Source organism: Variovorax paradoxus (genome assembly GCF_040544635.1).
GTDB classification, from domain to species: domain Bacteria; phylum Pseudomonadota; class Gammaproteobacteria; order Burkholderiales; family Burkholderiaceae_C; genus Variovorax; species Variovorax paradoxus_R.
The window spans coordinates 111,038-137,251 of record NZ_JBEPKJ010000011.1 but is presented as its reverse complement, the minus strand read 5'-3'; the positions used below and the strand labels follow the sequence as shown (position 1 = coordinate 137,251).

The 26,214-nt window shown below is 67.5% G+C and carries 29 protein-coding genes; 18 read left to right on the top strand and 11 right to left on the bottom strand.

Annotation, left to right across the window (positions count from 1 at the left end; genetic code table 11):
* Positions 1–7: 7 nt before the first annotated feature.
* The 3 genes from coxB to ABIC94_RS19245 all read right to left on the bottom strand — a co-directional run bounded on the left by coxB (position 8) and on the right by ABIC94_RS19245 (position 2,806).
* Positions 8–1,186 carry a cytochrome c oxidase subunit II gene (gene coxB / locus ABIC94_RS19255; RefSeq protein WP_354374592.1) on the bottom strand — a complete coding sequence of 393 codons (1,179 nt, stop codon included), beginning with the start codon at positions 1,184–1,186 and terminating at the stop codon, positions 8–10.
* A gap of 59 nt (positions 1,187–1,245) precedes the next feature.
* Positions 1,246–1,722, bottom strand: coding sequence for a DUF2244 domain-containing protein (locus tag ABIC94_RS19250; protein ID WP_354374702.1), 477 nt, complete (start codon positions 1,720–1,722; stop codon positions 1,246–1,248).
* A 169-nt stretch (positions 1,723–1,891) separates the two neighbouring features.
* Complete coding sequence (locus tag ABIC94_RS19245; RefSeq protein ID WP_354374591.1) at positions 1,892–2,806, bottom strand: class I SAM-dependent methyltransferase; 915 nt, start codon at positions 2,804–2,806, stop codon at positions 1,892–1,894.
* A gap of 23 nt (positions 2,807–2,829) precedes the next feature.
* On the opposite strand from ABIC94_RS19245, the gene ABIC94_RS19240 reads away from it, so the two are divergent.
* Both ABIC94_RS19240 and trmL read left to right on the top strand, forming a co-directional pair.
* Positions 2,830–3,546: a ComF family protein gene (locus tag ABIC94_RS19240; protein ID WP_354374590.1), complete on the top strand. Its 717-nt coding sequence runs from the start codon at positions 2,830–2,832 to the stop codon at positions 3,544–3,546.
* A 53-nt stretch (positions 3,547–3,599) separates the two neighbouring features.
* On the top strand, positions 3,600–4,061 hold the full coding sequence (gene trmL / locus ABIC94_RS19235; RefSeq protein ID WP_354374589.1) for a tRNA (uridine(34)/cytosine(34)/5-carboxymethylaminomethyluridine(34)-2'-O)-methyltransferase TrmL: 462 nt from the start codon (positions 3,600–3,602) through the stop codon (positions 4,059–4,061).
* Positions 4,062–4,097: 36 nt separating this feature from the next.
* On the opposite strand, the gene ABIC94_RS19230 is transcribed toward trmL, so the two are convergent.
* Positions 4,098–4,568 carry a MaoC family dehydratase gene (locus ABIC94_RS19230; protein ID WP_354374588.1) on the bottom strand — a complete coding sequence of 157 codons (471 nt, stop codon included), beginning with the start codon at positions 4,566–4,568 and terminating at the stop codon, positions 4,098–4,100.
* 51 nt (positions 4,569–4,619) lie between these two features.
* On the bottom strand, positions 4,620–5,240 hold the full coding sequence (locus tag ABIC94_RS19225; RefSeq protein ID WP_354374587.1) for a ParA family protein: 621 nt from the start codon (positions 5,238–5,240) through the stop codon (positions 4,620–4,622).
* 91 nt (positions 5,241–5,331) lie between these two features.
* On the opposite strand from ABIC94_RS19225, the gene ABIC94_RS19220 reads away from it, so the two are divergent.
* Entirely contained in the window at positions 5,332–6,090 is a 759-nt protein-coding gene (locus tag ABIC94_RS19220) for an NAD(P)H-dependent oxidoreductase (RefSeq protein WP_354374701.1), read from the top strand.
* Positions 6,091–6,092: 2 nt separating this feature from the next.
* Positions 6,093–7,943 carry a glutathione-regulated potassium-efflux system protein KefC gene (gene kefC / locus ABIC94_RS19215; protein WP_354374586.1) on the top strand — a complete coding sequence of 617 codons (1,851 nt, stop codon included), beginning with the start codon at positions 6,093–6,095 and terminating at the stop codon, positions 7,941–7,943.
* A gap of 16 nt (positions 7,944–7,959) precedes the next feature.
* Here kefC and ABIC94_RS19210 read toward each other — a convergent pair whose 3' ends face one another.
* Positions 7,960–8,826 carry an amidohydrolase family protein gene (locus ABIC94_RS19210; RefSeq protein WP_354374585.1) on the bottom strand — a complete coding sequence of 289 codons (867 nt, stop codon included), beginning with the start codon at positions 8,824–8,826 and terminating at the stop codon, positions 7,960–7,962.
* 104 nt (positions 8,827–8,930) lie between these two features.
* Between ABIC94_RS19210 and ABIC94_RS19205 the strand changes: the two genes are divergently transcribed.
* From ABIC94_RS19205 to ABIC94_RS19180, 6 genes are read left to right on the top strand one after another with little or no spacing between them, the layout of a single operon-like run.
* Complete coding sequence (locus tag ABIC94_RS19205; RefSeq protein WP_354374584.1) at positions 8,931–9,704, top strand: crotonase/enoyl-CoA hydratase family protein; 774 nt, start codon at positions 8,931–8,933, stop codon at positions 9,702–9,704.
* Positions 9,701–11,554: a feruloyl-CoA synthase gene (locus ABIC94_RS19200; protein WP_354374583.1), complete on the top strand. Its 1,854-nt coding sequence runs from the start codon at positions 9,701–9,703 to the stop codon at positions 11,552–11,554. Before ABIC94_RS19205 ends, ABIC94_RS19200 begins: the two co-directional genes overlap by 4 nt.
* Before the next feature lie 22 nt (positions 11,555–11,576).
* Entirely contained in the window at positions 11,577–12,341 is a 765-nt protein-coding gene (locus tag ABIC94_RS19195; protein WP_354374582.1) for an SDR family NAD(P)-dependent oxidoreductase, read from the top strand.
* A gap of 35 nt (positions 12,342–12,376) precedes the next feature.
* Positions 12,377–13,366: a Bug family tripartite tricarboxylate transporter substrate binding protein gene (locus ABIC94_RS19190; protein WP_354374581.1), complete on the top strand. Its 990-nt coding sequence runs from the start codon at positions 12,377–12,379 to the stop codon at positions 13,364–13,366.
* 7 nt (positions 13,367–13,373) lie between these two features.
* Positions 13,374–15,131: an acyl-CoA dehydrogenase family protein gene (locus ABIC94_RS19185; RefSeq protein ID WP_354374580.1), complete on the top strand. Its 1,758-nt coding sequence runs from the start codon at positions 13,374–13,376 to the stop codon at positions 15,129–15,131.
* 40 nt (positions 15,132–15,171) lie between these two features.
* A complete protein-coding gene (locus ABIC94_RS19180; RefSeq protein WP_354374579.1) occupies positions 15,172–15,663 on the top strand; it encodes a MarR family winged helix-turn-helix transcriptional regulator in 492 nt (163 codons plus the stop codon).
* Positions 15,664–15,687: 24 nt separating this feature from the next.
* On the opposite strand, the gene ABIC94_RS19175 is transcribed toward ABIC94_RS19180, so the two are convergent.
* Positions 15,688–16,350, bottom strand: a complete 663-nt coding sequence (locus ABIC94_RS19175) for a TetR/AcrR family transcriptional regulator (RefSeq protein ID WP_354374578.1) — start codon at positions 16,348–16,350, stop codon at positions 15,688–15,690.
* Between the two features lie 127 nt (positions 16,351–16,477).
* Between ABIC94_RS19175 and ABIC94_RS19170 the strand changes: the two genes are divergently transcribed.
* The 5 genes from ABIC94_RS19170 (at position 16,478) to ABIC94_RS19150 (ending at position 19,878) form a co-directional block, all read left to right on the top strand.
* Entirely contained in the window at positions 16,478–16,912 is a 435-nt protein-coding gene (locus ABIC94_RS19170; protein WP_354374577.1) for a VOC family protein, read from the top strand.
* 45 nt (positions 16,913–16,957) lie between these two features.
* The gene (locus ABIC94_RS19165) at positions 16,958–17,485 is read left to right on the top strand and encodes an SRPBCC family protein (RefSeq protein ID WP_354374576.1); all 528 of its coding nucleotides are present in this window, start codon (positions 16,958–16,960) and stop codon (positions 17,483–17,485) included.
* Positions 17,486–17,503: 18 nt separating this feature from the next.
* Complete coding sequence (locus ABIC94_RS19160) at positions 17,504–17,923, top strand: VOC family protein (RefSeq protein WP_093016673.1); 420 nt, start codon at positions 17,504–17,506, stop codon at positions 17,921–17,923.
* A gap of 37 nt (positions 17,924–17,960) precedes the next feature.
* Positions 17,961–19,454, top strand: coding sequence for a DHA2 family efflux MFS transporter permease subunit (locus ABIC94_RS19155; protein ID WP_354374575.1), 1,494 nt, complete (start codon positions 17,961–17,963; stop codon positions 19,452–19,454).
* A 64-nt stretch (positions 19,455–19,518) separates the two neighbouring features.
* The gene (locus ABIC94_RS19150) at positions 19,519–19,878 is read left to right on the top strand and encodes a DUF1428 domain-containing protein (RefSeq protein ID WP_354374574.1); all 360 of its coding nucleotides are present in this window, start codon (positions 19,519–19,521) and stop codon (positions 19,876–19,878) included.
* A 15-nt stretch (positions 19,879–19,893) separates the two neighbouring features.
* On the opposite strand, the gene ABIC94_RS19145 is transcribed toward ABIC94_RS19150, so the two are convergent.
* Entirely contained in the window at positions 19,894–20,652 is a 759-nt protein-coding gene (locus ABIC94_RS19145) for a sulfite exporter TauE/SafE family protein (RefSeq protein ID WP_354374573.1), read from the bottom strand.
* A gap of 215 nt (positions 20,653–20,867) precedes the next feature.
* Between ABIC94_RS19145 and ABIC94_RS19140 the strand changes: the two genes are divergently transcribed.
* On the top strand, positions 20,868–21,341 hold the full coding sequence (locus ABIC94_RS19140) for a DoxX family protein (protein WP_354374572.1): 474 nt from the start codon (positions 20,868–20,870) through the stop codon (positions 21,339–21,341).
* A gap of 24 nt (positions 21,342–21,365) precedes the next feature.
* Here ABIC94_RS19140 and ABIC94_RS19135 read toward each other — a convergent pair whose 3' ends face one another.
* On the bottom strand, positions 21,366–22,091 hold the full coding sequence (locus ABIC94_RS19135; protein ID WP_354374571.1) for a Crp/Fnr family transcriptional regulator: 726 nt from the start codon (positions 22,089–22,091) through the stop codon (positions 21,366–21,368).
* A gap of 53 nt (positions 22,092–22,144) precedes the next feature.
* Between ABIC94_RS19135 and ABIC94_RS19130 the strand changes: the two genes are divergently transcribed.
* Positions 22,145–23,806: an adenylate/guanylate cyclase domain-containing protein gene (locus ABIC94_RS19130; RefSeq protein ID WP_354374570.1), complete on the top strand. Its 1,662-nt coding sequence runs from the start codon at positions 22,145–22,147 to the stop codon at positions 23,804–23,806.
* Positions 23,807–23,940: 134 nt separating this feature from the next.
* A complete protein-coding gene (locus tag ABIC94_RS19125) occupies positions 23,941–24,297 on the top strand; it encodes an alpha/beta hydrolase (protein WP_354374569.1) in 357 nt (118 codons plus the stop codon).
* A 9-nt stretch (positions 24,298–24,306) separates the two neighbouring features.
* Here ABIC94_RS19125 and rtcA read toward each other — a convergent pair whose 3' ends face one another.
* Both rtcA and ABIC94_RS19115 read right to left on the bottom strand, forming a co-directional pair.
* Positions 24,307–25,344, bottom strand: a complete 1,038-nt coding sequence (rtcA, locus tag ABIC94_RS19120; protein ID WP_354374568.1) for an RNA 3'-terminal phosphate cyclase — start codon at positions 25,342–25,344, stop codon at positions 24,307–24,309.
* Positions 25,341–26,195: a nucleotidyltransferase domain-containing protein gene (locus tag ABIC94_RS19115; RefSeq protein ID WP_354374567.1), complete on the bottom strand. Its 855-nt coding sequence runs from the start codon at positions 26,193–26,195 to the stop codon at positions 25,341–25,343. The genes rtcA and ABIC94_RS19115 overlap by 4 nt, the downstream gene beginning before the upstream one ends.
* Between the last annotated feature and the right edge of the window lie 19 nt (positions 26,196–26,214).

The following is a 26,214-nucleotide window of genomic DNA, read 5'->3' as shown; positions in this document are numbered from 1 at the left end:
TTCGCGATCACTTGCCGCGCAGGGCCAGAACTTCGGCCGGCTGCACCAGCTGGCCCGTCTTGTTCGACCAGCTGTTCTTGGTATAGGTGGCAACTGCCGCGAGGTCGGTGTCGCTCAGTTGTTTCCAGGCCGGCATCGCGCCGTTGTTCTGGCCGTTGAGCAGCACCAGCAGCTGAACCTTGTGGTCGGCGTCGACCACCTTGGGGCTGGCATCCAGCGCCTTGATCGGGCCTGCGCCCTTGCCGTTGGCCTGGTGGCAAGCCGCGCAGTTGGCGGCATAGACCTTCTCGCCGCGGGCCAGCATGTCGGGCAGCGTCCAGACCTTGGTCGGGTCGTCGAGCTTGGCTGCGGCTTCCTTGCGCTTGCCGTCGACCCATGCCGTGTAGTCGGCGGCCGAAACCACCTTCACGTGGATGGGCATGTAGGCATGTTCCTTGCCGCAGAGCTCCTGGCACTGGCCGTAGTAGTCGCCCACGGTTTCGGCGCGGAACCAGGTGTCGCGCACGAAGCCGGGAATCGCGTCCTGCTTGATGCCGAGTTGGGGCACGGCGAACGCGTGGATCACGTCGTTGGCGGTGGTGATGATGCGGACCTTCTTCTGCACCGGCACGACCATCGGGTTGTCGACCTTGAAGAGGTAGTCGTCGGGCATGACGCCCTTGGCGCCGGCGTCGGACATGGCGCGCTGCGAGCTGTCGAGCGTGGAGATGAAGGCCAGGCCCTCGCCTTCGCCCGTCAGGTAGTCGTAGCCCCACTTCCACTGGTAGCCGGTGGTCTTGATGGTGAGGTCGGCGTTGGTGGTGTCCTTCTGGGCCACCAGCACCTTGGTGGCGGGCAGCGCCATCACGATCACGATGATGAAGGGCACGATGGTCCAGATGACCTCGACCACCACCGATTCATGGAAGTTGGCCGCCTTGTGGCCGACCGACTTGCGGTGCTTCCAGATCGAATAGAACATGACCGCGAACACGGCGACGAAGATGACCGTGCACAGGATCATCATCACCGTGTGCAGGAAATGCTGTTCCTGCGCAATCTTGGTGACGCCAAGCGGAAGATTCAGCTGGCGCACCGAGGGGCCGCCGGGCAGATCGTTGACTGCGTGCGCCGCGCCGCTGAAAGCCGCGCCGGCCGCCAGCAACAGATTCGCCGGCCTGTACTTGTTGCGCCAAATGCTCTTCATCGTGTTCACGTTTCTCAATTTTTTCAACAAACCCAACCGTGCAGTGCCGCGCGAGCCGTTCAGGCGCCACGCAACGCCATGCGAATCTCGCGCGCCAGTGCGGCTCGCAACTCCGGGCGTACATAGCGCCCCACCCTGACCGATCGACCCTGACCCGAGACCTCGATCAGCGAACGATCGCCGGCCTGCGGTTCGATCCGCACCTGGTGCGGCAGAAATTCCGTGCGCTCGTAGTCTCCACCGTTCTCGAGCTCCACCACAAGCCGTCCGCCCTGCAACGCGATCTTTTCTCCATCGGTCGCGTGCCGCGCGTACAGCATGAATACGTAACCCACTGCCGCCAGTTCGAGCCAGGCAAAGGGCAGCACCAGCGGCGCCCCGTGCAGCCAGAACACCGTTCCGATACCGAGCGATACCACGCACAGCGAGGCGTAGAGCCAGCCCAGCTGGCTCGGCGTCACCGAGCAATTGCGCTTCAGGAACCAGTGGATGTTCTGGCCTGAAACGGTGGCAAAACGAAACACGGAATTCGACACGGGCGAGTTCAGCAAATCGGTGCGTCGACGACCGGCCAACCCCTTGTCTCCACAGGATCGGACAGCCCTCGTTCGCGGAACAACACCCGCGAGTTTCACGCAACGGCGGATTGTAGCGGGTAGACACAGGCGCCCGTCCGCCGGATGCGCAGCTTGCGGGCCGCCCCGCTCAGGCGCCGGGCCGGCCGCGCTGCAGCATCGAGCGCATTTCGCGCAGCGACACCGCGCTCTCGGCCGACAGCGCCACGCGCGGCGCCGGCTTGAAGGCGTGGCCGTAGATGACCTCGAAGGTCAGCGCGATGCGCCCGCCGCCCTCTTCCGCTGGCGCCAATTCGGGCAGCGCGTGCTTCAGCGCCTGGTGCCACGCCTTGCCGCGCAGGGCCGGAAAGCGCGCCGGGTGCAGGTTGCGCCCGAGCGTGCGCAGCTCGGAAAGCGCGGCCTCCGGCGTGGCCCAGGTAAGCACGATGCGTTCCATGTCCATCACCGGCTCGGCAAAGCCGGCGTGCACCAGCATGTCGCCCCAGTCGTGCATGTCGGTGTACTCGTGGCCCGCGGCCGGCCAGCCAAGACGGGTGTGCAGCGCCCTCAGTTCGCGAACCGTGTCGGGGCCGAGGCATGAAAACATCAGGAAGCCGTCGGTCGCCACCAGCCGGTGCCAGTGCGCAATGAGGGCCTCGGGGTCGGCGGCCATGTGCAGCGACATGTTGGCCCAGAGCAAGTCGACGCCGTCTTCGGGCGTCGCATCGAAGCGCGCCTTGCCGCCCTGCCAGCGGCGCGCGCTCCACCAGGGCGCCGCCAGCGCATCGCCGGTTGCGGCGGCAAGAGCCGGTTCAGGTTCGATCACGAAGCAGGCGGCCTCGCGGTAGCGCCGGGCCACGAGTTCGTGCGCCTCGAGGCCGCCGCGCAGGGGGGCCCAGTCGGCCCAAGTGCGCGGCTGCGCCTTGATCCATTGCAGCCGGTCTTCCATGCGGCGGCCGATTTCCTCGTGCAGCCACGGCGAGCCGTCGGCAGGCGCGAGCCGCCTCCAGCGTGCGGCCGCCGTGGGATCGATGGTCGGCGGTCTTCTTGCGGGGTCGGTGGCCATGGGGCCGTGAGTATATTGAGCCCATGTTCAGCCGTTGGGCCCGTCGGCCTTTGACCTCTCTGCTTGCACGGCTGCCCAGCCAGTGCGAGGTGTGCCGCGCCTGGCCTTCCCGGCGCGTTTGCGATGCCTGCGTGGCCCGCTTCGCCCCGCCGACCGCGCGCTGCGGCGGCTGTGCCCTGCCGGTCCCCGAGGGCGTGGCGCGTTGCGGCGAATGCGTGCGCCACCCGCCGCCTCTGGACGCCTGCCTTGCGGCCTGCACCTATGCATGGCCGTGGCCCGAATGCATCGCCCAGTTCAAGTTTCGCGGCGAGGCCGGCTGGGCCGGGCCTTTCGCCACGCTGATGCGCAGCGTGCCGTGGGTGGAACCGGCGCTGGAACAATGCGACAGCGTGCTGCCCATGCCGATGGCGCCCGCCCGGCTGCGCGAGCGCGGCTTCAACCAGGCGCTCGAACTGGCGCGCCGGCTCGCGTCCGCCAAGACCGATGCGACGCTGCTCCTGCGCACCCGTGAAACGCCGGCGCAGAGCGGCCTCGCTCGCGCCGAGCGCCTTCGCAACCTGCGCGGCGCCTTCGCGGTGGAACCGCTGCGCGCCGGCCGGCTGCAGGGCCAGCGCGTGGTGCTGGTCGACGACGTGATGACCAGCGGCGCCTCGCTGTTCTCGGCGGCCGAAGTGCTGCGGCTGGCCGGCGCGGCCCATGTCACGGCCATCGTCTTCGCACGGACCGATCCGCCGCACTAGCGGCTTCGGCAGCTGGAGCGCAGAGCGGCGCGCGCCGCCGCGACAATCGGCACATGTTCCATATCGTTCTGGTCCACCCCGAAATACCGCCGAACACGGGCAACGTGATCCGTCTTGCGGCCAACACCAGCTGCACGCTGCACCTGGTCGAGCCCCTGGGCTTTTCGATGGACGACCGCCTGCTGCGCCGCGCCGGGCTCGACTATCACGAATACGCCGAGGTGAAGCGCCATGCCGGCTGGCAGGCGCTGCTCGACACGGAACGGCCGGCGCCGGAACGCATGTTCGCGCTCACCACGCGCGGCACGCGCGCCGTGCACGACGTGCGCTTTCAGCCCGGCGACTGGCTGGTGTTCGGCTCGGAGACCAGCGGCCTGCCGCCCGCGGTGCGCGAGAGCTTTGCCGAGCCCCAGCGCCTGCGGCTGCCGATGCGCGAAGGGCAGCGCAGCCTGAATCTTTCGAATGCGGTGGCCGTGACCGTTTTCGAGGCCTGGCGGCAAAACGGATTCGGCTGAGCAGCCGTGCTCCGGCGCCGCGCGCGGCGGCGAACTTCAGCGGTAGCGGCGCACCACCGACTCGGCCACGCAGGCCGGCTTGGCCACGCCTTCGAGTTCGATCGTGGTTTCCCAGGTCATCTGGAAACCGTCGTCCGCAATCGGCTCGGCGGTGAGCAGCTTCATGCGCGCCCGCAGCCGCTTGCCGACCGGCACCGGCGACATGAAGCGCACCCGGTTCAGCCCGTAGTTCACGCCCATGCGCGACTCGACCACATCGAGCGCCGTTTCGTAGAAGCGCGGCAGCAGAGACAGTGTCAGGAAGCCGTGGGCGATCGGCCCGCCGAAGGGGCCGGCCTTGGCACGCTCGACGTCGACATGAATCCACTGGTGGTCGCCCGTGGCTTCGGCGAACTGGTTCACCTGCTCTTGCGTGATGGTGATCCAGTCGCTCACGGCGACTTCCTGGCCCACGCAGGCGGCAAGATCCTGAAGCGTCTGGAATGTCTTTTTGGTCATGCGGCGCATTCTGGCGCGAAGGTCGGCAGCGCGGGTGTCGGCCCCGCGACAGCGGTAGCTTCAGCTTTCAAGCCATTCGCAGATCGGCTGCCACTGCTCCAGGTCGCGCTGCACGCGGCCGGGCGCGATGTCGAACAGCGTGAGCCCGCGCGCCGCGAGCTGCACGTAGTTCTGCGTGTCGCGCAGTTCGCCCAGCACCGGCACCCCGAGGCTTGCGATGAACTCGTTCAATCGGTCGGCGGCCAGGGTGCGGGCGTTCACGCGCATGCCCACGAGGCTGATCTTCGTTTTTTCGGCACGGCGCTGCTCCGTCAGCCGATCGAGAAAATCGCGCGTGGCGTAGATGTCGAAGATGCTCGGCTGCAAGGGCACGATCACCCGGTCGGCCAGCGCCAGCACCTCCTTGAAGCGCCACCCGTGCAGGCCGGCCGGCGTGTCGAGCACGGCGTGCGTGGTGCCGCGCGGTGGCCGCACCACGGCGCTGTCTCCGGTGGCTTCCCAGGTGGCGATGGACCGCGCCTGCGGCGGGCGCAGGCCGAGCCAGAGGCGCGACGACTGCTGGCGGTCCACGTCGCCGAGCATCACGGCATGGCCGCGGCTCGCAAAGTAGCCCGCGATGTTCGTCGCGATCGTCGATTTGCCTACCCCACCCTTGGGATTGGCGACCAGAACCACCGGCATGAGCATCTCCTCCAGAGCTGGAACACCCGCATCGTAGCGACACGAGGTGCGCGCAGCCTGCGGAGAGCCAATCTTGAGCTATGTTCGCGGCATGACGACAACAACATCAGCCGCCGACGCCATCGGCGCCGATACCAATTCCGGCGGCATCTACGTGCTCGCGGCTCATCCGCACTGGCGCGACTCCCGCGTCAACCGCAGGCTGCTGGCCGCCGCGCGTTCGGTGCCCGGCGTCGAGGTGAACGACCTTTACGGCAGCTACCCCGACTTCTCGATCGACATCGAAGCCGAGCAGGCGCGGCTTGCCAAGGCCCGCCTCGTGGTGCTGCTGCACCCGATCCAGTGGTACTCGATGCCGGCGCTGCAAAAACTCTGGCTCGACGACGTGCTCAGCTACGGATGGGCCTACGGACCCGGCGGCACCGCGCTGCAGGGCAAGGACTGCTGGCTGGTCGCCACCACGGGCAGCCCGGAGGCGAGCTACCACCCGCAGAACTACCACCGCTACTTCTTCGACGCCTTCCTGCCGCCCTACGAGCAGACTGCGGCGCTGTGCGGCATGCGCTTTCTGCCGCCGCTGGTCTTCCACGGCGCGCGCAGCGCCGACGAGGCCGAAGTGGCGGCACATGTCGAGGTGTTCGCCCAGCGGCTGGGCAGTTACCCGGAGTGGCCCGAACTCGAGGAGCTCGACGTGTGCGTGGCCTGCCCGGTGCCCGAAACCGACCGCCCGGCCGAGCCCGACGACATGGGCAAGGTGGCGTCCGCCGCATTCCACTCCGCGACGGTCCGGGGCCTCGCCTCCATGTCCGCGGCCAACGAAGAAAAGAACAACGAAGAAGGCAGGGCCTGAGCATGGAACACGCACCCGCCTGGCTGACCAGCAGCCTGATCTACCTGGGCGCCGCCGTGCTGGTGGTGCCGCTTTCGAAGGCCCTGGGCCTGGGTTCCATCATCGGCTACCTCGTGGCCGGCATCGCCATCGGTCCCTGGGGGCTGGGCCTCGTGTCCAGCGTGGAAGACGTGCTGCATTTCGCCGAATTCGGCGTGGTGCTGATGCTGTTTCTCGTGGGCTTGGAACTCGAACCCAAACGCCTGTGGAACCTGCGCCGGCCCATCTTCGGCTGGGGCGCTGCGCAGGTGCTGAGCTGCGCCGCGGTGTTGTTTGCCGCCGGCTGGGCCGCGGGGGCCGAATGGCGCGTGGCGCTGGTGGCGGCGCTCGGCCTGGCGTTGTCGTCCACGGCCATTGCGCTGCAGGTGTTCGGCGAACGCAATCTGCTGAAGACGCCCAGCGGCCAGGCGGGCTTTTCGATCCTGCTGTTCCAGGACGTGGCGGCCATTCCGATCTTGGCGCTGCTGCCATTGCTGGCGGGCGCCAGCGCGGCCGAACAGTCGCTCAGCGGGCTCGACCGCACGCTCGAGGGCCTGAAGATCGTCGGCGTGATCGCCGGCATCATCCTCGGCGGCCGGCTTGCCTTGCGGCCGCTGCTGCGCTGGATTGCGCGCAGCGACACGCCCGAGATCTTCACCGCCGCGTCGCTGCTGCTGGTGGTCGCCATCGCGGCGCTGATGCAGTTCGTGGGCCTCTCGATGGCGCTCGGCGCCTTCCTTGCCGGCGTGCTGCTGGCGGAAAGCGAATACCGGCGCGAACTCGAAACCGACATCGAGCCCTTCAAGGGCCTGCTGCTGGGCCTGTTCTTCATCGCCGTGGGCATGTCGATCAACTTCGGCGTGCTGATCGCGAGCCCCTGGCTGATGGCCGCGCTGGTGGTCGGCTTCATGGTCATCAAGCTGGCCGTGATCTACACGCTGGCCAAGGCCATGGGCCTCGCCTACCAGGAGCGGCCCGTGTTCACGCTGCTGCTGGCACAGGGCGGCGAGTTCGCGTTCGTGGTGTTCCAGGCCGCGGGGCCCGATGTGCTGCCGCCCGAGATCACCTCGCTCCTGATCGGCGCGGTGGCGCTGTCGATGCTGCTGTCGCCGCTCTTGCTGGTGCTGCTCGACAAGTTCGTGCTGCCGCGCTACAGCCGCAACACCGGTACGCAGCTTGAGGAAATTTCCGAGCAGCAGGATGCCAAGGTGTTGATCTGCGGCTTCGGACGCTACGGCCAGATCGTCGGCCGCATGCTGATGTCGCAGGGCCTGCGCGTGACGGTGCTCGACCACGACGCCGACACCGTCGAAGGCCTGCGCCAGTTCGGCTTTCGCGTGTTCTACGGCGACGCGACGCGGCTCGACCTGTTGCGCACCGCGGGTGCCGGCACGGCCAAGGCCATTGTGGTGGCGGTGGACGACATCGAGCAGTCCCTCGACATCGTCGACCTCGTGAAGGAGCACTTTCCGCAGGCGCGCATCATCGCGCGGGCCCGCAACGTGACCCACCTCTTCCAGCTGCGCGACCGCGGCGTGACGGATGTCGAGCGCGAGGTGTTCGAATCGTCGCTGCGAAGCGCCCGCACCACGCTCGAGGCGCTGGGCTGGCCGGCGCACGAGGCGCGCGAGTCGGCCATGCGGTTCCGCCGCCGGAACATCTTGCTCAGCGACGAAATCTACCCGCACTACAAGGACCGCGCCAAGCTCATTGCCGCCAACAAGGCAGGCCGCCAGCAGTTCGAGGAACAGATGGCGCGCGAGCGCGAAGAACGGCAGCGCCGCTCGGGCCGCGACTGGAACCTGCTCGACGAAAAAGAAGAGGCGGATTCGTAGCCCGCGCTCTTCCCGGTCAGCCTTCCAGCTTCAGCAGCCGCACCGCGTTGCCCTTCAAAATGCCCGGCATCACCTCGGGCTTGAAGCCGGCCGCCTCGAAGTCTTTCATCCAGCGGTCGGGCGTGATCAGCGGGTAGTCGCTGCCGAACAGGATGCGATCCTTCAGCAGCGTGTTGGCGTACTGCACCAGCTGCTTCGGAAAGTACTTGGGGCTCCAGCCCGACAGGTCGATCCACACGTTGGGCTTGTGCGTGGCCACGCTCAGCGCCTCGTCCTGCCAGGGGAAGCTAGGGTGCGCCATCACGATCTGCATGTCGGGAAAGTCGATGGCCACGTCGTCCAGGTGCATCGGGTTGCTGTACTCCAGCCGGAGGCCCCCGCCGCAGCGCATGCCTGAACCAATGCCGCTGTGGCCGGTGTGGAAGATGGCCGGCAGCTTGTGCTCGGCAATCACCTCGTAGAGCGGCCAGGCCATCTTGTCGTAGGGGTGAAAAGCCTGCACCGTCGGATGGAACTTGAAGCCCTTCACGCCGTGCTCCTCGATCAGCCGGCGCGCCTCGCGCGCGCCCATCTTTCCCTTGTGCGGATCGATGCTGGCGAAGGCGATCATCATGTCGCTGTTCTGCTTGGCGGCCTCGGCGATTTCCTCGTTCGGAATGCGCCGGCGGCCCATGTTCGATTCGGCGTCGACCATGAACATCACCAGGCCGATCTTGCGCTCGCGGTAATACGCCACGCTCTCGGCAATGGTCGGCCGGCCGCTGGAGCCGAAGTATTTGTCCGCGGCGCGGTCGTATTCCTCGCCGTAGTTGTCGAACGGGTTCCAGCAGCTCACTTCGGCGTGGGTGTGGATGTCGATCGCGATGAGGTTCTCGTGGTCCATCTCGTTGTCTCCAGTACGGGTAAGTCCCTAGGCTTTGGGGCGCTCAAGTGCCTTGAATTGATTATTTATCATAACCATAATCCAACTCACACACGAATGCAATCATGACCAATCCCGACCTCCAACTCGACATTCGCGACGAAGTCGCCATCGTTCGCCTGACGCGCGGCGCCAAACGCAATGCGCTTTCGGACGGCCTGATCCTCGCGTTGCGCAACACATTCGAGACCCTGCCCTCCACGGTGCGCGCCGCGGTGCTCGATGGCGAAGGCTCGCACTTCTGCGCCGGCCTCGACCTGAGCGAACTGAAAGAGCGCGACGCGGGCCAGGGCATGCAGCACTCGCGCCTGTGGCACGGCGCGCTCGATCTGATCCAGCACGGCCCGGTCCCGGTGGTTGCCGCGCTGCACGGCGCGGTGGTGGGCGGCGGCCTCGAACTGGCCAGCGCCTGCCACATCCGCGTGGCCGACCGCAGCACCTTCTACGCGCTGCCCGAAGGCTCGCGCGGCATCTTCGTGGGCGGCGGCGGTTCGGTGCGCATTCCCAAGCTGATCGGCGTGGCCCGCATGACCGACATGATGATGACCGGCCGCGTCTACAACGCGGAAGACGGCGAGCGCGCCAACTTCGCCCAGTACCTGGTCGACGAGGGCACGGCTTTCGACAAGGCCTTCGAACTCGCCAAGCGCATCGCCACCAACGCGCCGCTCACCAACTACGCGCTGATGCACGCGCTGCCGCGCATCGCCGAGCAATCGGCCGACCACGGCTTCTTCACCGAGGCACTCATCTCCGGCATCGTGCAGGCCGCGCCCGAAGCCAAGGAGCGCGTGCGCGATTTCCTCGAAGGCCGCGGCGCGAAGGTGAGCAAAGGATGACCCCGATCCGATACCGTCCGCTGGCGTTCGGCGTCACGCGCGCAGTGCTGCGCGATGGCGAGCCGGGCACCCAGTACCTGCGGGCCGAAACAGAGCTCGGCCCTTATCGCGACCGCATGACCGACCGCCTGGCGCACTGGGCCGAAGCCGCACCCGACCGCACCTTCATCGCCCGCCGCGAACGGCTGGCCGACGGCAGCACCGGCGACTGGCAGCGTGTGAGCTACGCCGAGGCGCTGCAGAAGGCCCGCAGCATCGGCCAAGCCCTGCTCGACCGCGGCCTGAACCCGGATCGCCCCGTCGCGATCCTCAGCGAGAACGGTATCGAACACGCCCTGATGGCGCTCGGCTGCCTCTATGCCGGCGTGCCGTATTGCCCCGTGTCGCCGCCCTACTCCCTGGTGAGCCAGGACTTCGAGAAGCTGCGCCACGTGCTGGACACGCTCACGCCGGGCCTCGTGTTCGCCGCCGACGCCGCGCGCTATGCCCGCGCCATCCAGGCTGCCGTGCCGGCGGGCACCGAAGTCGTCCTCGCCGAAGGGCAGCTCGAAGGCCGCGCCACCACCAGCCTGGACGCGCTGATCGCCACGCCCGCAACGCCGGCCATCGACGCCGCGATGCGCGCCACCGGTCCCGACACCATCACCAAGTTTCTATTCACCTCGGGCTCGACCAAGATGCCCAAGGCTGTGATCAACACGCACCGCATGTGGTGCGCCAACCAGCAGCAGCTGCGGCAATCGATTCCCGCACTGGGCGAAGAGCCGCCGGTGCTGGTCGACTGGCTGCCGTGGAACCACACCTTCGGCGGCAACCACAACGTGGGCATCGTGCTGGACAACGGCGGCACGCTCTACATCGACGACGGCAAGCCCACGCCCGGCGGCATGGCCGAGACGCTGCGCAACCTGCGCGAGATCGCACCCACCATCTACTTCAACGTGCCGACCGGCTTCGAGGCCATTGCGCACGCCATGGAAACCGATGCGGTGCTGCGCCGCAACCTGCTGTCGCGCGTGAAGATGTTCTTCTATTCGGGCGCCGCGCTGTCGCAACCCGTGTGGGACAGCCTGCACAAGACGCAGGAGGCCGAAGTCGGCGAACGCATCGTCATGGGCACCGGCCTGGGCATGACCGAGTCGGGCCCCTTCGCCCTCTACGTGACCGGGCCCGAGGTGAAGTCGGGCGACGTGGGCCTGCCCGCGGCCGGCATCGAACTCAAGCTGATCGAGGTCGACGGCAAGACCGAGGTGCGCTACCGCGGCCCCAACATCACGCCCGGCTACTGGCGCGCGCCCGAAGCCACGGCCGAAGCCTTCGACGAAGAGGGCTTCTTCTCCACCGGCGACGCGGTGAAGTGGATCGACGACCAAAACATCCACCGCGGCCTGCGCTTCGACGGCCGCATTGCCGAAGATTTCAAGCTGGCCACCGGCACCTTCGTGAGCGTGGGGCCGCTGCGCGCCAAGATCATCGCGGCCGGCGCGCCCTATGTGCAGGACGCGGTGCTGACCGGCATCAACCTGAAGGAAGTCGGCGCGCTGGTCTTTCCGACGCAGAAGGTGCGGCAGCTGGCCGGCCTGCCTGCGGACGCGACGATGCAGCAGGTGCTCGAGAGCGCGCCGGTGCAGGCGCACTTCCAGCAGGTGGCCAACGAACTGGCGGCCGTGGGCACCGGCAGCGCCAACCGCATCGCGCGGCTGCACCTGATGGCCGAGCCGCCCTCCATCGACAAGGGCGAAGTGACCGACAAGGGCTCCATCAACCAGCGTGCCGTGCTCAAGCACCGCGCCGAGATCGTCGAGGCGTTGCACGCCGACACCCTGCCCTTCACGCTGAAACCCCGCTGACCCCCTCCAGGAGACAAACACCATGAAGATCGAAGGACAAGCCGCACTCGTCACCGGCGGCGCATCGGGCCTCGGCGAAGCCACCGCACGCGAACTCGCGCGCCTGGGTGCCAAGGTGGCCGTGCTCGACCGCAATGCGGCGCTCGCCGAAAAGGTAGCCGCGGAGATCGGCGGCGTCGCTTGCGTCTGCGACATCACCGACACCGAGAGCGTCAATGCCGCGCTCGACAAGGCCGCTGCTGCCCACGGCCCCGCGCGCATTCTGATGAACGTGGCCGGCATCGGCAGCGCGAAGCGCATCGTCGGCAAGGACGGCAACCCCGCGCCGCTCGAAGACTTCGTGCGCGTGGTCAACATCAACCTGATCGGCGGCTACAACATGGCCCGCCTGTTCGCGGCGCGCTGCGCCAAGCTCGATGCCCTCGACAACGGCGAGAAGGGCGTGATGCTCTTCACCGCCTCGGTCGCCGCCTTCGACGGCCAGGTGGGCCAGCAGGCCTACAGCGCCTCCAAGGGCGGCCTGGTGGGCATGACGCTGCCGATGGCGCGCGACCTTGCGCAGCACGCCATTCGCGTGTGCACCGTGGCGCCGGGCCTCTTTGCCACGCCGCTTTTGATGGAACTGCCCGAAGCCGTGCAGCAATCGCTGGCCGCGTCCATTCCGTTCCCGCCGCGCCTGGGCAAGCCTTCGGAATTTGCCGAGCTGGCTTGCCACATCGTGACCAACGGGCATTTGAACGGCGAAGTGATTCGCCTCGACGGCGCCCTGCGCATGGCGCCGCGCTGATTCCAGCCCCTCGAAAAAATACAGGAGACAAGACCATGACCAATCGACGTCAGTTCGTGACAGCACTCAGCGGCGCAGCCGCATTCGGCGCCCTGCATCCGCTCGCCGCACTCGCCCAGGCCGTGCAGCAGGCAAAGATCTATTACGGCTTTCCGGCCGGCAGCGCGGGCGACAGCGTGGCGCGCCGCGTGGCCGAAAAACTCGGCGAAACGCCTTTCTCGAAGATCAATGCGGTGGTCGAGAACAAGCCCGGCGCGGGCGGACGCATTGCGCTCGACACGCTCAAGGCTTCGCCGGCCGACGGCTCAGTGCTGTGCCTCGCGCAGGCCTCGGCCCTGTCGACCTACCCGCACATCTATACCAAGCTGAGCTACGGCCTCGCCGATTTCGCGCCCATTTCCATCGGCGCCGTGATGACGCACGGCCTGGCGGTCGGCCCGATGGTGCCGGCCAGCGTGAAGACGCTGAAGGACTACATCGCCTGGGCCAAGGCCAACCCCGGCCAGGCCAGCTACGGCTCGCCGGGTGCGGGCTCGACGCCGCACTTCCTGGGTGCGCTGCTCGGCCTGAACAGCGGCACCGACCTGCGCCACATTCCCTACCGCGGCTCGCTGCCGGCCATCAACGACGTGGTGGGCGGGCAGATCGCATCGAGCATGACGCCGGTGGGCGACTACCTGCCCTTCGCCAAGGCCGGCAAGCTGCGCGTGCTCGCCACCTCGGGCGCACAGCGCGTGGCTTACCTGCCCGACGTGCCCACCTTCATCGAGCAGGGCTTCCCGGAAATCGTGGCCGACGAATGGTTCGGTTTCTTCGCGCCTGCGAAAACGCCCGCCAACGTGATCGCCGCCGCGAGCACGGCGATCCAGGCCGCGCTCAAGGACAAGACGGTGGCGGATGGCCTGCTCTCTGTCGGCCTGATCGCCCATGGCTCCTCGCCCGAAGACATGAAGAAATCGCTCCAGTCCGAATACGAACGCTGGGGCCCGCTGGTCAAGAAGATCGGCTTCACTGCCGAGTCCTGATACGTCAATGGATTACCTCCCCCGCCCCGAAGACAACCGATTCATCCTGAACGCAGTGCTCGGCGCGCCTTCGCGGCTGCGCGCGCTCGCCCCTTTCGCCGAGGTCGATGAGGCGCTGCAGGCCCAGGTGCTCGGTGAAGCGGCACGCTTCGTGGCCGAGGCGGTGGCGCCGACGAACCGCGGCGGAGACGAAATCGGCTGCCGCTTCGCCGACGGCGAAGTCACCACGCCGCCAGGCTTTCGCGAGGCCTACCAAGCCTTGGTCGACGGCGGCTGGCCCAGCCTGTCGGCAGCGCCGGAAGACGGCGGCCAGGGCTTGCCGACCGTGCTCGAAGCCATCCTCTACGAATGGCTGAGCGCGGCGAACCACGGCCTCACGATGGCGCCGGGCCTGCTGCACGGCGCCTACGCCTGCCTCAAGCACCATGGCAGCGACGAGCTGCGCGCACGCTACCTCTCGAAGATCGCAACCGGCGAGTGGCTCGCGACCATGTGCCTCACCGAAGCCCATGCGGGCAGCGACCTGGGCCAGGTGCGCACGCGCGCCGTGCCGCAGGCCGACGGCAGCTTTCGCGTGAGCGGCGGCAAGATCTTCATCTCGGGCGGCGAACACGACCTCACCCCGAACATCGTGCACCTGGTGCTGTGCCGATTGCCCGATGCGCCCGCCGGGCCCAAGGGCCTGTCGCTGGTGCTCGTACCCAAGGTGCTGCCGGACGGCACGCGCAACGCGGTGCATTGCGAGCGCATCGAGGAAAAAATGGGCCTGCACGGCAGCCCGACCTGCGTCATGCGCTTCGACGAAGCCGCGGGCTGGCTGGTCGGCGAACCGGGCCGCGGGCTGGCCGCGATGTTCGTCATGATGAATGCGGCGCGCCTGCATGTGGCGCTGCAGGGCATCGGCCTGCTCGATGCCGCCTGGCAGAAGGCCGACGCCTACGCCATGGAGCGCCGCCAGATGCGCGCGCCCGGCCCCGTGCCGGCAAGCCGCGGCAGCGAAGCCGCCGACCTGATTGCCGAACACCCCGCGGTCCGGCGCATTCTCGATACGCAGCGCGCCTGGATCGAAGGTGGGCGCACGCTCGCCTACCGCACTGCGCTGATGCTCGACGTGGCCGCGCACGACACCGACCCCAAGGCGCGCGACCGCGCGCAGCGCTGGTGTTCGATGGTCACCCCGGTTCTCAAGGCCGCCTGCACGCACCAGGCTTTTCACGGCGCGAGCGAATGCCTCCAGGTGTTCGGCGGCCATGGCTACGTGCGCGAATGGGGCATCGAGCAGATCGTGCGCGACGCGCGCGTGACCATGATCTACGAGGGCACCAACGAGATCCAGGCCATCGACCTCTTGGTGCGCAAGGTGCTGCCCGACGGCGGCGCCGCCATGTCGGCCGTGCTGATCGAACTGCGCGACACGCTCGATGCTTCGCGCGAGGCCGATGCCGACGTGCAGCGCCGGCTCGCGCAGCTGCGCTACCTGGGCACCACCATCGCCATGGCCGCGCATGCCAACCCCGTGCTGCCCTACGAAGTGGCCGACGACTACCTGCGCGTGGTGATGCTCACGCTGATGGCCTGGGCCTGGGCGCGCATCGACGCGGCCGAGGCGCCGGAGGCTGAGCGCGCTGCCAGGGCCGGCCCGGCAGCGGCCTTCCGGCGCTGGGTGCTGCCCGAGTTCGAGATGCGGCTGGGCATCGTCAAGCGTGCCTGCGAGGGCGTCGCCATGTCGCACGACGCCGCAAAAACTCCGGCATCCGCGAGCTAGCAGGCGCCCGGCGAGGCCGGCCGCGGGTTACGCTTGGGCCATGCCTCGTCCATCCAAAAACAGTCCCGCAAAAGCAGAGCCGGCCACGGCTGCCAACGGCAAGCCGGACCGGCTCGATGCCCGCATGCTCGAAGCCTTGGTTGGCTACAACGCACGCCGTGCCTGGCTGATCATCAGCGGCGTGTTCGCCGAACGCATGGCGCCGTACGGGCTCAAGCAGATCGACTTTTCAGTGCTTTCGCTGCTGGCGCACAACCCGGGCGCCACCTCGCGCCAGCTGTGCAACACGCTCGACATCCTGCCGCCCAACCTGGTGAGCCTGGTGGCGACGCTGGACAGCCGCGGGCTCATCGAACGCAAGCCGCATCCGCATGACGGCCGCGCGGTCGGGCTGCATCTCACCGAAGCGGGCGACAAGCTGATTCGCGAGGCCGAGCAGACGGTGACGCAGCTCGAGGCCGATGCCAGCGCACGGCTCACGGGGCGCGAGCGCGAAACGCTGATCCGGCTGCTGCAGAAGATCTACTTGTAGCCCCCGCCCCCAGAGGGGTTTCGGCTAGAGGCCGCGCTCCACCATGTCGATCAGGCGCTGCCCGAGCGCGTGGGCGGATTCGGCATCCATGCCTTTCAACGGCCCGTCGATGATCAGCAGTGCCAGCCCGTGCACGGCCGACCAGGCCAGGTATTCGGCATCCGGCCGGCGCGAAGCTTCGAGCGCGCCTGCCTCCACGAGCCGGTCGATCGCCGCGCCCAGCAGTTGGAAGGGCCCCATCCCGCTGGCGCCCACGCTCGCAGGGCCCACCTCGCCTTCGGCATCTTCCGACGACACCACGAACGCCGTGCGGAACAGCCCCGGCTCGGCCTGCGCGAAACGCAGATAGGCCGTACCGATGGCCCGCACCTGCGCCCGCGCGAAGTCCAGAGGCGGCTGCTCGCTGGGCAGCACCGCCAGTTCCTTTTCCATGGAGACGGCGGCCGCCGAGAGCGCGGCCGCCCGCACCGCCAGCAGCAGTTCCCGCCGGCTTGCAAAGTGCCTGTAGGCCGCGTTGGGCACCACGCCCGCACGCCGCGTCACCTCGCGCAGCGCCACCGCATCGGGGCCACCATCGCGGGCCAGCTCGATGCCCGCGTCGAGCAGCGCGCGGCGCAAGTCGCCGTGCCGGTAAGTGCTGCGGGCAGCTGGCGGAACGGGGCCTGGCGGAACGACGGGGGGGCTCATCGGAATCTCCATGTGGACAGTGTCCATTATGTCTGCTATTCTTTGTGGACGGCGTACACAAACTAGGTATTCCGTATTCGCGCAGGGCTTCTGCGCACCCTTTACTCCTCAGTCCAAAGGAACCGCCATGAAAGTCCAGTCTTATCTGTCGTTCGAAGGCCGCTGCGACGAAGCAATCGCGTTCTACAAGAAGGCGCTCGGCGCCGAAGTCGTGCAGCTCATGCGCTTCAGCGATGCGCCCGAAATGCCGGCGGGCGAAGCCGAAGCAGGCTGCGCCGGCGCCATGCCTGCTGCCGACAAGGTGATGCACGCCGTCGTGCGCATCGGCGAAACCGAGCTGATGGCTTCCGACGGACGGTGTTCCGGCCGAACGGAATTCAAGGGCATCATGCTCGCCCTCAGCGCCAGCACAGACGCCGAGGCGCGCCAATGGTTCGACGCACTGGCCGATGGCGGGCAGGTGATGCAGCCCCTGACGCCGACCTTCTTCAGCTCCAGCTTCGGCATGCTCACCGACCGCTTCGGCGTTGGCTGGATGCTGGTGGTGGACGCCGGCCAGTAACCAATTACCGCGACGATCCGCTCCGTCCCGCACCTGAAATACCTCATGCTCAAGAAAATCGTCCTCGTCATCCTCGCGCTGATCGCGATCGTGCTCATCTACGCTGCCACCCGGCCCAACACCTTTCGCGTCGAACGCACGGCGCGCATCGCCGCGCCGGCCGAGAAGATCTTTCCGCTGATCAACGACTTCCGCCGCTGGGGCGAATGGTCGCCCTATGAGAAGCTGGACCCGGGCATGAAGCGCACCTTCGGCGGCGCCCCCGCCGGCCAGGGCGCGACCTACGCATGGGAAGGCAACGACAAGGCGGGCGCGGGCCGCATGGAAATCGCCGAGTCGACGCCCTCTTCGAAGATCGCGATCAAGCTCGATTTCATCAAGCCCTTCGAAGCCCGCAACATGGCCGAGTTCACGCTCCAGCCGCAGGGCGGCGCGACACAAGTCACCTGGGCCATGCACGGCCCGAGCCCCTACGTCGCAAAGCTCATGGGCATCTTCTTCAACATGGACCAGATGATCGGCAAGGACTTCGAAACCGGCCTTGCCAACCTCAAGACAGCTTCCGAAAAGTAACCACCGAAAGGAAACACCATGTCTCCCATCCACGCTTACCTCACGTTCGACGGCAACGCAGCCGAAGCCATGCGCTTCTACGAGAAGACGCTCGGCGGCACCATGCAGATGATGATGACCATCGGCGAAGCGCCCGATACCGAGCAGATGCCGGCCGACGTCAAGAAGCGCATCATGCATGCGTCCCTTGCCTACGGCGACGGCATGCTCATGGCCTCCGACACCATGCCCGGCCAGACCTACGAAGGCATGAAGGGCTTCGGCGTTGCGCTGACCCTGGAGACCGTCGCCGAGGCGCGCCGCGTGTTCGACGCCTTCGCCGAGGGTGGCACCGTCTCCATGCCCTTCGAGAAAACCTTCTGGGTCGAGGGCTTCGGCATGGTGACCGACCGCTTCGGCACGCCGTGGCTCATCAACGGCGGCAAGCCGCTGGTCTGAATCCGCCTCAATGGCAGTCTGCAGGGAATCACTCTTCATGACCGACACACTCGACAACAACCGAAAGCGCTGGCTCGCATTGATGGTGCTGTGCCTCGGCGTGCTGATGATCGTGCTCGACACCACGATCGTGAACGTGGCGCTGCCTTCGATCCGCACCGACCTGGGCTTCACCGAGACCTCGCTGGTCTGGGTGGTGAACGCCTACATGCTGACCTTCGGCGGCTTCCTGCTGCTGGGCGGACGGCTCGGCGACCTGTACGGCCACCGCAGGCTCTTCCTCATCGGCCTTGTGCTCTTCACGCTCGCATCGCTCGCCTGCGGCATCGCCAACTCGCAAGGCGTGCTGATTGCGGCGCGCGCGGTGCAGGGGCTGGGCGGCGCGGTGGTCTCGGCCGTATCGCTCTCGCTGATCATGAATCTGTTCACCGAACCGGCCGACCGCGCAAAGGCGATGGGCGTGTACGGCTTCGTTTGCGCAGGCGGCGGCAGCATCGGCGTGCTGCTGGGCGGGCTGCTCACGAGCTCGCTGAGCTGGCACTGGATCTTCCTGGTGAACCTGCCGATCGGTGTGGCGGTGTATGCGCTGTGCGTGGCGCTGCTGCCCAACGCGCGCGGCCAAGCCCACGGCGAGAAGCTCGACGTGGCCGGCGCCGTCACCGTCACGCTGTCGCTCATGCTCGCGGTCTACGGCGTGGTCAACGGCAACGAAGCCGGCTGGGGCTCCACGCAAACGCTGGGCCTGCTCGGCGCCGCCGTGGTGCTGCTCGCGATCTTCATCACCATCGAGGCGCGCGTGCAGCATCCGCTGATGCCGCTGGGCCTCTTCCGCCTGCGCAGCGTGTCGGTCGCCAACGTGGTGGGCGTGCTGTGGGCGGCGGCGATGTTCGCGTGGTTCTTCATCTCCGCGCTCTACATGCAGTTGGTGCTGAACTACACGCCGATGCAGATCGGCCTCGCCTTCCTGCCGGCCAACATCATCATGGCGGTGTTCTCGCTCGGCCTCTCGGCCAGGCTGGTGATGCGCTTCGGCATCCGCAAACCGCTCGCGGCCGGACTCTGGCTCGCGGCCATCGGCCTCGCGCTCTTCGCGCGCGCGCCCGTCAATGGCAGCTTCATCGTCGACGTGCTGCCCGGGATGATGCTGCTCGGCCTGGGCGCGGGCATGGCGTTCAACCCGGTGCTGCTCGCGGCCATGAGCGAGGTCGACCCGGCCGACTCGGGCCTCGCCTCGGGCGTGGTCAACACCGCCTTCATGATGGGCGGCGCACTCGGCCTCGCCGTGCTGGCCAGTGCCGCCGCGGCGCGCACCAGCTCGATGCAGGCAGCCGGGGCGCAGTTGCCTCTTGCGCTCGCGGGCGGCTACAACCTTGCGTTTCTTGTCGGCGCCGTGTTCGCGGCGCTGGCGGGTTTGATCGGGGCCTTGCTGCTTCGCACTGCACCACCGGGGTCCACCCAGAACGACAACAACAGCAAAAACGAAGAGGCCGCGGCATCCGCAAGCACGGCAAACCGTGCGGCGGCGTCTTGAAGGCTCGCCCATTCGGCGGCCCGCTTTTCTTTTCTATTTCCCGTTTCTTTCAAGGAGACTTTCAATGGCTCGCTATGTTGATGGCTTTCTCGTTCCCGTTCCCTCGAACAACGTCGAGGCTTACCGCAAGCTGGCGCGCAAGGCCGGCAAGATCTGGATGGAATACGGCGCGCTCGAATACGTGGAGTGCATTGCCGACGATGTGAAGCCCGGCAAATACACCTCGTTTCCGCAAAGCGTGAAGCAGAAGGCGGACGAAACGGTGGCCTTCTCGTGGATCGTCTACAAGTCGCGCAAGCACCGCGACGCAGTCAACGCCAAGGTCATGGCCGACCCGCGCATTGCCGCGATGGACCCGAAGACCATGCCCTTCGATGCGAAGCGGATGATCTTCGGCGGGTTCAAGTCCATCGTCGAGTTCTGATCGGATGCTTCGCTCTCAGGCCAGGAATCCGTCGTAGACGAGTTTCAGGCCTGTGAGCAGCATGCCCAGGTACAGGAAGCGGTAGAACCACATTGCACTGATACGCCGCGCAATGCGAATGCCGACCCACACGCCGAGCGGCGCGAGCGGCATCAGCACCACCGAGGTGGCCAGTGTGCGCAGGTCGATCAGGCCGAGCCAGGCGTATGGAATCCATTTGCTCAGATTCACCACGAAGAAGAAATACGCCATGGTGGCGGTGAACACCACCGGCTTGAGCCGAAGCGGAATCACGTAGGCGTTGATCGGCGGCCCGCCGGCGTGCGCGATGAAGCTCGTGAAGCCCGACACCGCGGTGAGCGCCGCGCCGACCGCGCGCGAAGGCAGCGGATCGTCGGGCTTGGGCGGAAACACCAGCCGCTGTGCAAGGAACAGCAGCGTGAACACGCCGACGATGCCCGCCACGGTGTGGGCCGAAAGCGTTCGGAACAGCAGCGTACCTATCACCGTGCCGAGCAGTCCGAACGGAATCAGGAACTTGAGCAGCGCCCGGTCGAAGTCACGCCGGAAGGCGGCCACGCCAAGCACGTCCATCAACAGCAGCAGCGGCATCAGGATGGCCGCGGCCTGCGGCACCGTGACCGCGAGCGCCATCAGCGGAACCGCGAGCGACCCGAAGCCGGCGCCGAATCCGCTCTTGCTGATGCCCAGCAGCAGCACGGCGGGAATGGCCACCGCATAGAAATGCGGATCGGTGATGAGTGGAAAAACCATGGGAAGGCGGCGCAGAAAAAAGCCCGCCGTATTGGCGGGCCGTGCAAGCGTAGCAGGATGGCGGCGGGCTTGCAGGAGGCCACAGGCACCTTCTGAAAAGTGTGCGTAAACGCACAGCCTGATCGGCCGCGGCTCCGCACACTGGAACCGCAACCGTCGCAATCCGCGGCGCGTCCTCCTCCTCCTCTCCCCCTCTCCATTTCCAAGGATCTGCCATGAACACCCAGGCCGTAGCCGCCCACTCCGCACGTGCGCCGATCGCACCTTCGCAGGCTTCTCCCGCGCCCGCCACGCTCGACGACTCCGGCAAGCTGCTGCTGCGCGTGGCAATCGGCGTGCTCGTCCTGCTGCACGGCATTTTCAAGATCTCGGCGGGCGTGGGCTTCGTCAGTGCCATGCTGGTCAAGGCAGGCCTGCCGGGCGGGTTGGCCTACTTGGTGTACGTGGGCGAGATCGTGGCGCCGGTGCTCATGATCGGCGGCTTCTGGACCCGTGCCGCCGCCGGCGTGGTCGTCATCAACATGCTCGCGGCCTTCGGCCTGGTGCACATGGCCGACCTGTTCTCCATGACCAAGCAAGGCGGTTGGGCGCTCGAACTGCAGGGCCTGTACCTGTTCGGCGCGCTCGCCGTGGTGCTGCTGGGCGCAGGCCGCTTCAGCCTGGGCGGTCTGCGCGGCCGCTGGAACTGATGCGGTTCAGCCGATTCAGCGGGTTCAGCCGGCATCCCCGCGCACCTGCGCCACCATGCGCTCGAGCCGGGCGGCGTCGGCCACCACCAGGGCCTTGCCGTCCTTGCGCAGCACCCCGCTGCGCACCAGCACATTGAGTTCGCGGGTTACCTGCTCGCGGTTGGTGCTGATCTGGCTGGCCAGGGCCGCGTGCTTGGGCGCCGGGTCGAGCCTCGACTGGTTGTTCTCCAGGCCCGCGGTTCGCGCGAGCCGCAGCAGCTCGGCATGCAACCGGTTCTGGACGCCCAGCGTGCTCAGGTCGATCACGCGCTCCGACAACTGCCGCACCAATGAGGCGAGCCGCTGCATCACACGCTCGGCCACCAGCGACTCGTCGCGCAGCAGGGCCATGAACGCGATTCGGTCGAGGCTGGCGAGCACGCTGGGCTCGAGCGTGACCACATCGGCGGAGCGCGGCCCGCCGTCGATGGCGGCAATGTCGCCGAAGTGCTCGCCGGCTTCCGAATCCCTGAAGGTGACCTGCCGGCCGTTGGCCGAATAAGTGGTCACCCGCACCCGGCCCGAAACCAGCAGGAACACGTCGCCCTGCTGCTCGGCACGCAGCAGCAGCGGCTTGCCGGCCTCCACGCTGTGCCAAATGCACTGCTGCGCGAGCAGGTCCAGGCGCTGATCGGAAAGGCCCTCGAGCAGCGCGATGCGGCGCAGCGCAAGGCTGGAACGAAGAATGGTTGGAGGAGTAGTAAGGGCCATGCCGGTCGGAAGGGGCGCGCGCATTATGCTCGGGTGCCCCTTCGAACCCGTTCATGGACAGACGTTCCCCCCAAGCCCCCTTTTCGCTGAGACCGCCAACCCGGCGCAATCTCCGCTGGGCGAGCGGGCTGGTGCTGATGGCCTATGTGACGGCGCATTTGCTGAACCACTCGCTCGGCATCGTCTCCTTTGCCGCAGCCGAAACGGTGCTGCGCGGCGTGCAGCTCTTCTGGCACAGCCTGCCTGGCACGCTGCTGCTGTATGGCGCCGCCACAGTGCACCTGGCACTTGCCGTGGCCGCGCTGTGGGAGCGCTGCACGCTGCGCATGCCGCCGCTCGAGGGTCTTCGCATACTGCTGGGATTCGCGCTGCCGCTGCTGATGGCCGCGCACCTGACAGCCATGCGCGGCGCCTACCAGGCCTACGGGATCGAAGGCTCCTATGCACGCGTGGTCTGGGGGCTGTGGAGCCTGCCGGGCGCAAGTGCACAGCTCGCGATGATGTTCGCGGCCTGGACCCACGGCTGCATCGGCATGCACTTCGCGCTGCGGGCACGGCCGGGCTACCGCCGCTTCTCCCATCTGCTCCTGGCCTTTGCAGTCGTGCTGCCGCTCACCGCGGCGATGGGCTTCGTTTCGATGGGACGCGAGTTCCAGTGGACCGGCGTGCCGCCCGCGGTGCTGCCAACGCCGGCCCAGGGCCGGGCACTCGATGCCGCGGAAACCAGCATCAAGTTCTTCTATGCACTCGGCCTGGCCGCCCTGCTGGCAGCCTACGGAGCGCGCAACTGGTTCGCGCGCCGGCCGCGCGGGCCTTCGATTTCACTGCGCTACCCCGGCCGCACCGTGCAAGTGCCGCGCGGCTGGAGCGTGCTGGAGGCAAGTCGCTCGCAAGGCATTGCCCATCTTTCGGTGTGCGGCGGACGGGCGCGCTGCTCGACCTGCCGCGTGCGCGTACTCGGCCCCGCCGAACACATCGGCGAGCCAGGCCGCGACGAGCAGCGAACGCTCGACCGCGTGCGTGCGCCCAGCGACGTGCGGCTGGCCTGCCAGCTGCGCCCCCGCGGCGACATCGAGGTCACTCCGCTGTTCGCACCGCCGCCCAATGGCGGCCGCCCCGCGCCGGTCAGCAGCTTCGGCCGCGAGCGCGACGTGGCCATTCTGTTCGTGGACCTGCGGCGCTGGTCGGGGTTGTCGGAGCGGCAATGGCCGTTCGACCTCGCCTATGTGCTCGACCGCTACTTCGCCATCGTGGGTGCGGCCGTGCGCGAAAGCGGCGGCGTGCCGAACCAGTTCATCGGCGACAGCGTGATGGCGATCTTCGGCCTCGAGACCGACCTGCCCACCGCCTGCCGGCAGGCGCTGCGCGCGACCGAACTCATCGGCGAGCGCATGGACGCCTGGAGCGAAGGCTTCGAGGCGCAGTTCGGCCAGCGGCTGGACTTTGGCATGGGCCTGCACGCCGGCCGCGCGGCCGTGGGTGAGGTGGGCTACCTCGACACGACCACGTTCACCGCCATCGGCGAAGTGGTCAACACGGCGAGCCGTCTTCAGGATCACTCGAAGACGGCCGCATCGCGCCTGGTGGTCTCGCTGTTCGCGGCCCGGCAGGCCGGCTTCGCGCATGCCGCGGAACAGGTCGATACGCTGGTTGTGCGCGGCCGGTCCGAGCCGCTTGCGGTGATCTGTTCGCAGCCCCTGGCGACGACGTCGTAGCAAGGCGCGCTCGTAGTTGGCAAAAGCGGTGCGCAAACGCACAGCGCCAACCACGATGCAGTTTCACACTGCATCTTGTGGCAACGACGAATGTCCGCCGCCCACGCTACTTTCAGTCAAGGGGAATCCTCATCATGAACACGAAGCAACTCATCGCCGTTTCCGCCGCCGCACTCGCCATGCTGGGTGCCGCCGGCGCACACGCCGAAACCTACGAAGGCGTGCAGGCCGTCACGTCGTACGCCAACCGTGCGGACGTGCAGGCCGAAGCCGTGGCTGCCGCACGCGGGGGCAACACCTACTCGGACGCCAACGGTGAAGGCGTGGTGGCCATCGATTCGACGCTCGACCGGAACGCGGTGCGCGCCCAGGCCGTTGCCGCCGCGCACGATCCGCTGCAAAGCCTGGACCGCCGTGCCTTCTACCGCGACCAGGTGCCTTCGGCCTACAGCAAGCCGGCGGTGTCGTTCACCCGCCAGGCCGGCCTGTAAGACGGCCGCTCAGGCGCGTGCCACCTTCACCGTGGCCGCGCCTGCGGTTTCGTCGATGACGTAGCGCACCGGCAGAAAACGCTCGATCACCGCGCAATTGGTTCGTGTGTGCTCGGTCACCTCGCTGCAGGTGAAGGCGCCGGCGCTGCCGCTCTGCCACGCGGCCAGACCCAGCAGCAGCGCAAGCTGGTCGGCAAGGTGCGGGCCCACGGCCGCCTGGCTCTTCTGGAAGTCGCGCAGCTCCTTCACCAGCGCATGCGCCACCTGTTCCGCGCTCAGCGTCTTTTCGCCGAAGGCCGTGAAGACCTCGGTCACGTGCTCGTAGGCCAGCGTGGCGAGCAGCGCGTTGCCGGGTCCTTCGTTCTGCCGCGCCGTGCCCACCCGCAGTTGCTCATCCGACCAACCCATCGCCTTGCCCAGCGTTTCCAGCTCGCGCGTCGCGATGTGGCGTGCCAGCCCCGGCGCCAGGCACTCCGCATGGCCCGACAGCAGCACGCCGCGCGCCATGAGGTCGAAGGGCTGCAGCGCATCGGCCGTCGGCACGATGGTCGCTTCCACTTCGCCGCCGCCGGCCGGGTAGAAGCCGCAGCGGCGCAGCAGCAGTTGCAAGTCCGCGCCCAGGCGGCGCACCAGCGGCGCAAAGGCGCGCTCCAGAAAATGGAACGGCGGCGCCATCGGGTTGTGCGTGCCGCCGCGCAGATGCACGAGGCTCGGCGCACCGGCGAGCAGCAGCGGCGGCAGCACCGTTTGCAGCACCAGCATGCAGCTGCCCGCGCTGGCAATCGTGAAACTGTATTCGCCTGCGCGCACGGGGCCGGGCACGAAGCGAAGCGATTGCGAGCCGAGCTCGGCGCCTTCGACACGCGCACCGCTGATTTCGGCTGCGGCATTGACGCACGCGAGATGCTGGCGCATGAGGCCGGGCTTTGCACGGCCCGCACGAATTTTTTCGATGGCAACCGGCTGGCCCGTTGCCACCGACAGGGCGAGGCTGGTGCGCAGGATCTGGCCGCCGCCCTCGCCTTGCGAACCGTCGAGTTCGATCATGCGCGGCCTCCTTCCTTCACCGCGGATGCGGCCGCGTCGAAGCGCAGCACCGTCTCGGAGAGAAACGCGTCGAGCCCCGAGTCCTCGGCCTGCGGCAGCGGCGTGATCGGCTCGGCCGCGTTGGCCGCCAGTTCGGCTTCGATGAACGCATGAATGCCGGGCCAGCGCGGGCTGGTCGCGGCTTCGCCGGCGCGCATCTTCACTTCGAGCAGCGCGTTGATCTCGTCGATGAGCGCGGCGTCGCGCACGACGTCGAGCGTGTGCTGCGCCAGATCGGCAAAGCGCATCGGCGGCACGCCGGGCTGCGTGCGGATCCAGCGCGCGGCCAGCAGCGGGCGCAGCACGTAGAGGTATTTCTTGTAGCGCACCTCGTCGGCCTGCAGATGCTCGCGGAAGTTCTTCTTCGCCATCGACGTGTAGTGATGCCAGCCACGCGCGTTGGAGAACACCGCCTCCGAGAGCGCACGGAAACGCGGCATCGCGGCCGCATCCTCGCGGTACACGATGGGCGAGCGCAGCCATTCGAGCAGCGTGGGGTTCGACTCGCGCATCAGGCCCAGCGCCTTGCGCAGGTCCCAGCCGTTGATGTCGAGATCGCCGCTGATCGGCACTTCGATCACGTCGCGGCGCGGCGTGACCGTCAGGTACCACGGCAGGCGGTTCACGTAGATGAAGCGCACGTCGTAGTCGCTGTCGGGCGAGGCAAAGCCCCAGCCACGGCTGCCGGATTCGCAGGCGAACAGCACCGTCACGTCGTGCGTTGCTTCGATGTCGCGCAGGTTCTCCATGACCTGCACGCGCATGGCGGGATCGATGGGATGCGCCGAGCGCAAAAATTCTTGGTTGCTCATGAATAAAAGTCTTCTTCTC

Excerpts from the sequence above, each read along its gene's own strand:
- ABIC94_RS19115 (WP_354374567.1), bottom strand. The coding sequence starts at position 26,195 with ATGAGCAACCAAGAATTTTTGCGCTCGGCGCATCCCATCGATCCCGCC.
- ABIC94_RS19200 (WP_354374583.1), top strand. The coding sequence starts at position 9,701 with ATGACCCCGATCCGATACCGTCCGCTGGCGTTCGGCGTCACGCGCGCA.
- ABIC94_RS19155 (WP_354374575.1), top strand. The coding sequence starts at position 17,961 with ATGACCGACACACTCGACAACAACCGAAAGCGCTGGCTCGCATTGATG.
- ABIC94_RS19225 (WP_354374587.1), bottom strand. The coding sequence starts at position 5,240 with ATGCCGGTGGTTCTGGTCGCCAATCCCAAGGGTGGGGTAGGCAAATCG.
- ABIC94_RS19240 (WP_354374590.1), top strand. The coding sequence starts at position 2,830 with ATGTTCAGCCGTTGGGCCCGTCGGCCTTTGACCTCTCTGCTTGCACGG.
- ABIC94_RS19210 (WP_354374585.1), bottom strand. The coding sequence starts at position 8,826 with ATGGACCACGAGAACCTCATCGCGATCGACATCCACACCCACGCCGAA.
- ABIC94_RS19135 (WP_354374571.1), bottom strand. The coding sequence starts at position 22,091 with ATGGCCCTTACTACTCCTCCAACCATTCTTCGTTCCAGCCTTGCGCTG.
- trmL (WP_354374589.1), top strand. The coding sequence starts at position 3,600 with ATGTTCCATATCGTTCTGGTCCACCCCGAAATACCGCCGAACACGGGC.
- ABIC94_RS19245 (WP_354374591.1), bottom strand. The coding sequence starts at position 2,806 with ATGGCCACCGACCCCGCAAGAAGACCGCCGACCATCGATCCCACGGCG.
- coxB (WP_354374592.1), bottom strand. The coding sequence starts at position 1,186 with ATGAAGAGCATTTGGCGCAACAAGTACAGGCCGGCGAATCTGTTGCTG.
- ABIC94_RS19190 (WP_354374581.1), top strand. The coding sequence starts at position 12,377 with ATGACCAATCGACGTCAGTTCGTGACAGCACTCAGCGGCGCAGCCGCA.
- ABIC94_RS19145 (WP_354374573.1), bottom strand. The coding sequence starts at position 20,652 with ATGGTTTTTCCACTCATCACCGATCCGCATTTCTATGCGGTGGCCATT.
- ABIC94_RS19150 (WP_354374574.1), top strand. The coding sequence starts at position 19,519 with ATGGCTCGCTATGTTGATGGCTTTCTCGTTCCCGTTCCCTCGAACAAC.
- ABIC94_RS19180 (WP_354374579.1), top strand. The coding sequence starts at position 15,172 with ATGCCTCGTCCATCCAAAAACAGTCCCGCAAAAGCAGAGCCGGCCACG.
- ABIC94_RS19220 (WP_354374701.1), top strand. The coding sequence starts at position 5,332 with ATGACGACAACAACATCAGCCGCCGACGCCATCGGCGCCGATACCAAT.
- ABIC94_RS19195 (WP_354374582.1), top strand. The coding sequence starts at position 11,577 with ATGAAGATCGAAGGACAAGCCGCACTCGTCACCGGCGGCGCATCGGGC.
- ABIC94_RS19160 (WP_093016673.1), top strand. The coding sequence starts at position 17,504 with ATGTCTCCCATCCACGCTTACCTCACGTTCGACGGCAACGCAGCCGAA.
- ABIC94_RS19230 (WP_354374588.1), bottom strand. The coding sequence starts at position 4,568 with ATGCGCCGCATGACCAAAAAGACATTCCAGACGCTTCAGGATCTTGCC.
- ABIC94_RS19185 (WP_354374580.1), top strand. The coding sequence starts at position 13,374 with ATGGATTACCTCCCCCGCCCCGAAGACAACCGATTCATCCTGAACGCA.
- ABIC94_RS19165 (WP_354374576.1), top strand. The coding sequence starts at position 16,958 with ATGCTCAAGAAAATCGTCCTCGTCATCCTCGCGCTGATCGCGATCGTG.
- kefC (WP_354374586.1), top strand. The coding sequence starts at position 6,093 with ATGGAACACGCACCCGCCTGGCTGACCAGCAGCCTGATCTACCTGGGC.
- ABIC94_RS19170 (WP_354374577.1), top strand. The coding sequence starts at position 16,478 with ATGAAAGTCCAGTCTTATCTGTCGTTCGAAGGCCGCTGCGACGAAGCA.
- ABIC94_RS19175 (WP_354374578.1), bottom strand. The coding sequence starts at position 16,350 with ATGAGCCCCCCCGTCGTTCCGCCAGGCCCCGTTCCGCCAGCTGCCCGC.
- rtcA (WP_354374568.1), bottom strand. The coding sequence starts at position 25,344 with ATGATCGAACTCGACGGTTCGCAAGGCGAGGGCGGCGGCCAGATCCTG.
- ABIC94_RS19205 (WP_354374584.1), top strand. The coding sequence starts at position 8,931 with ATGACCAATCCCGACCTCCAACTCGACATTCGCGACGAAGTCGCCATC.
- ABIC94_RS19140 (WP_354374572.1), top strand. The coding sequence starts at position 20,868 with ATGAACACCCAGGCCGTAGCCGCCCACTCCGCACGTGCGCCGATCGCA.
- ABIC94_RS19125 (WP_354374569.1), top strand. The coding sequence starts at position 23,941 with ATGAACACGAAGCAACTCATCGCCGTTTCCGCCGCCGCACTCGCCATG.
- ABIC94_RS19130 (WP_354374570.1), top strand. The coding sequence starts at position 22,145 with ATGGACAGACGTTCCCCCCAAGCCCCCTTTTCGCTGAGACCGCCAACC.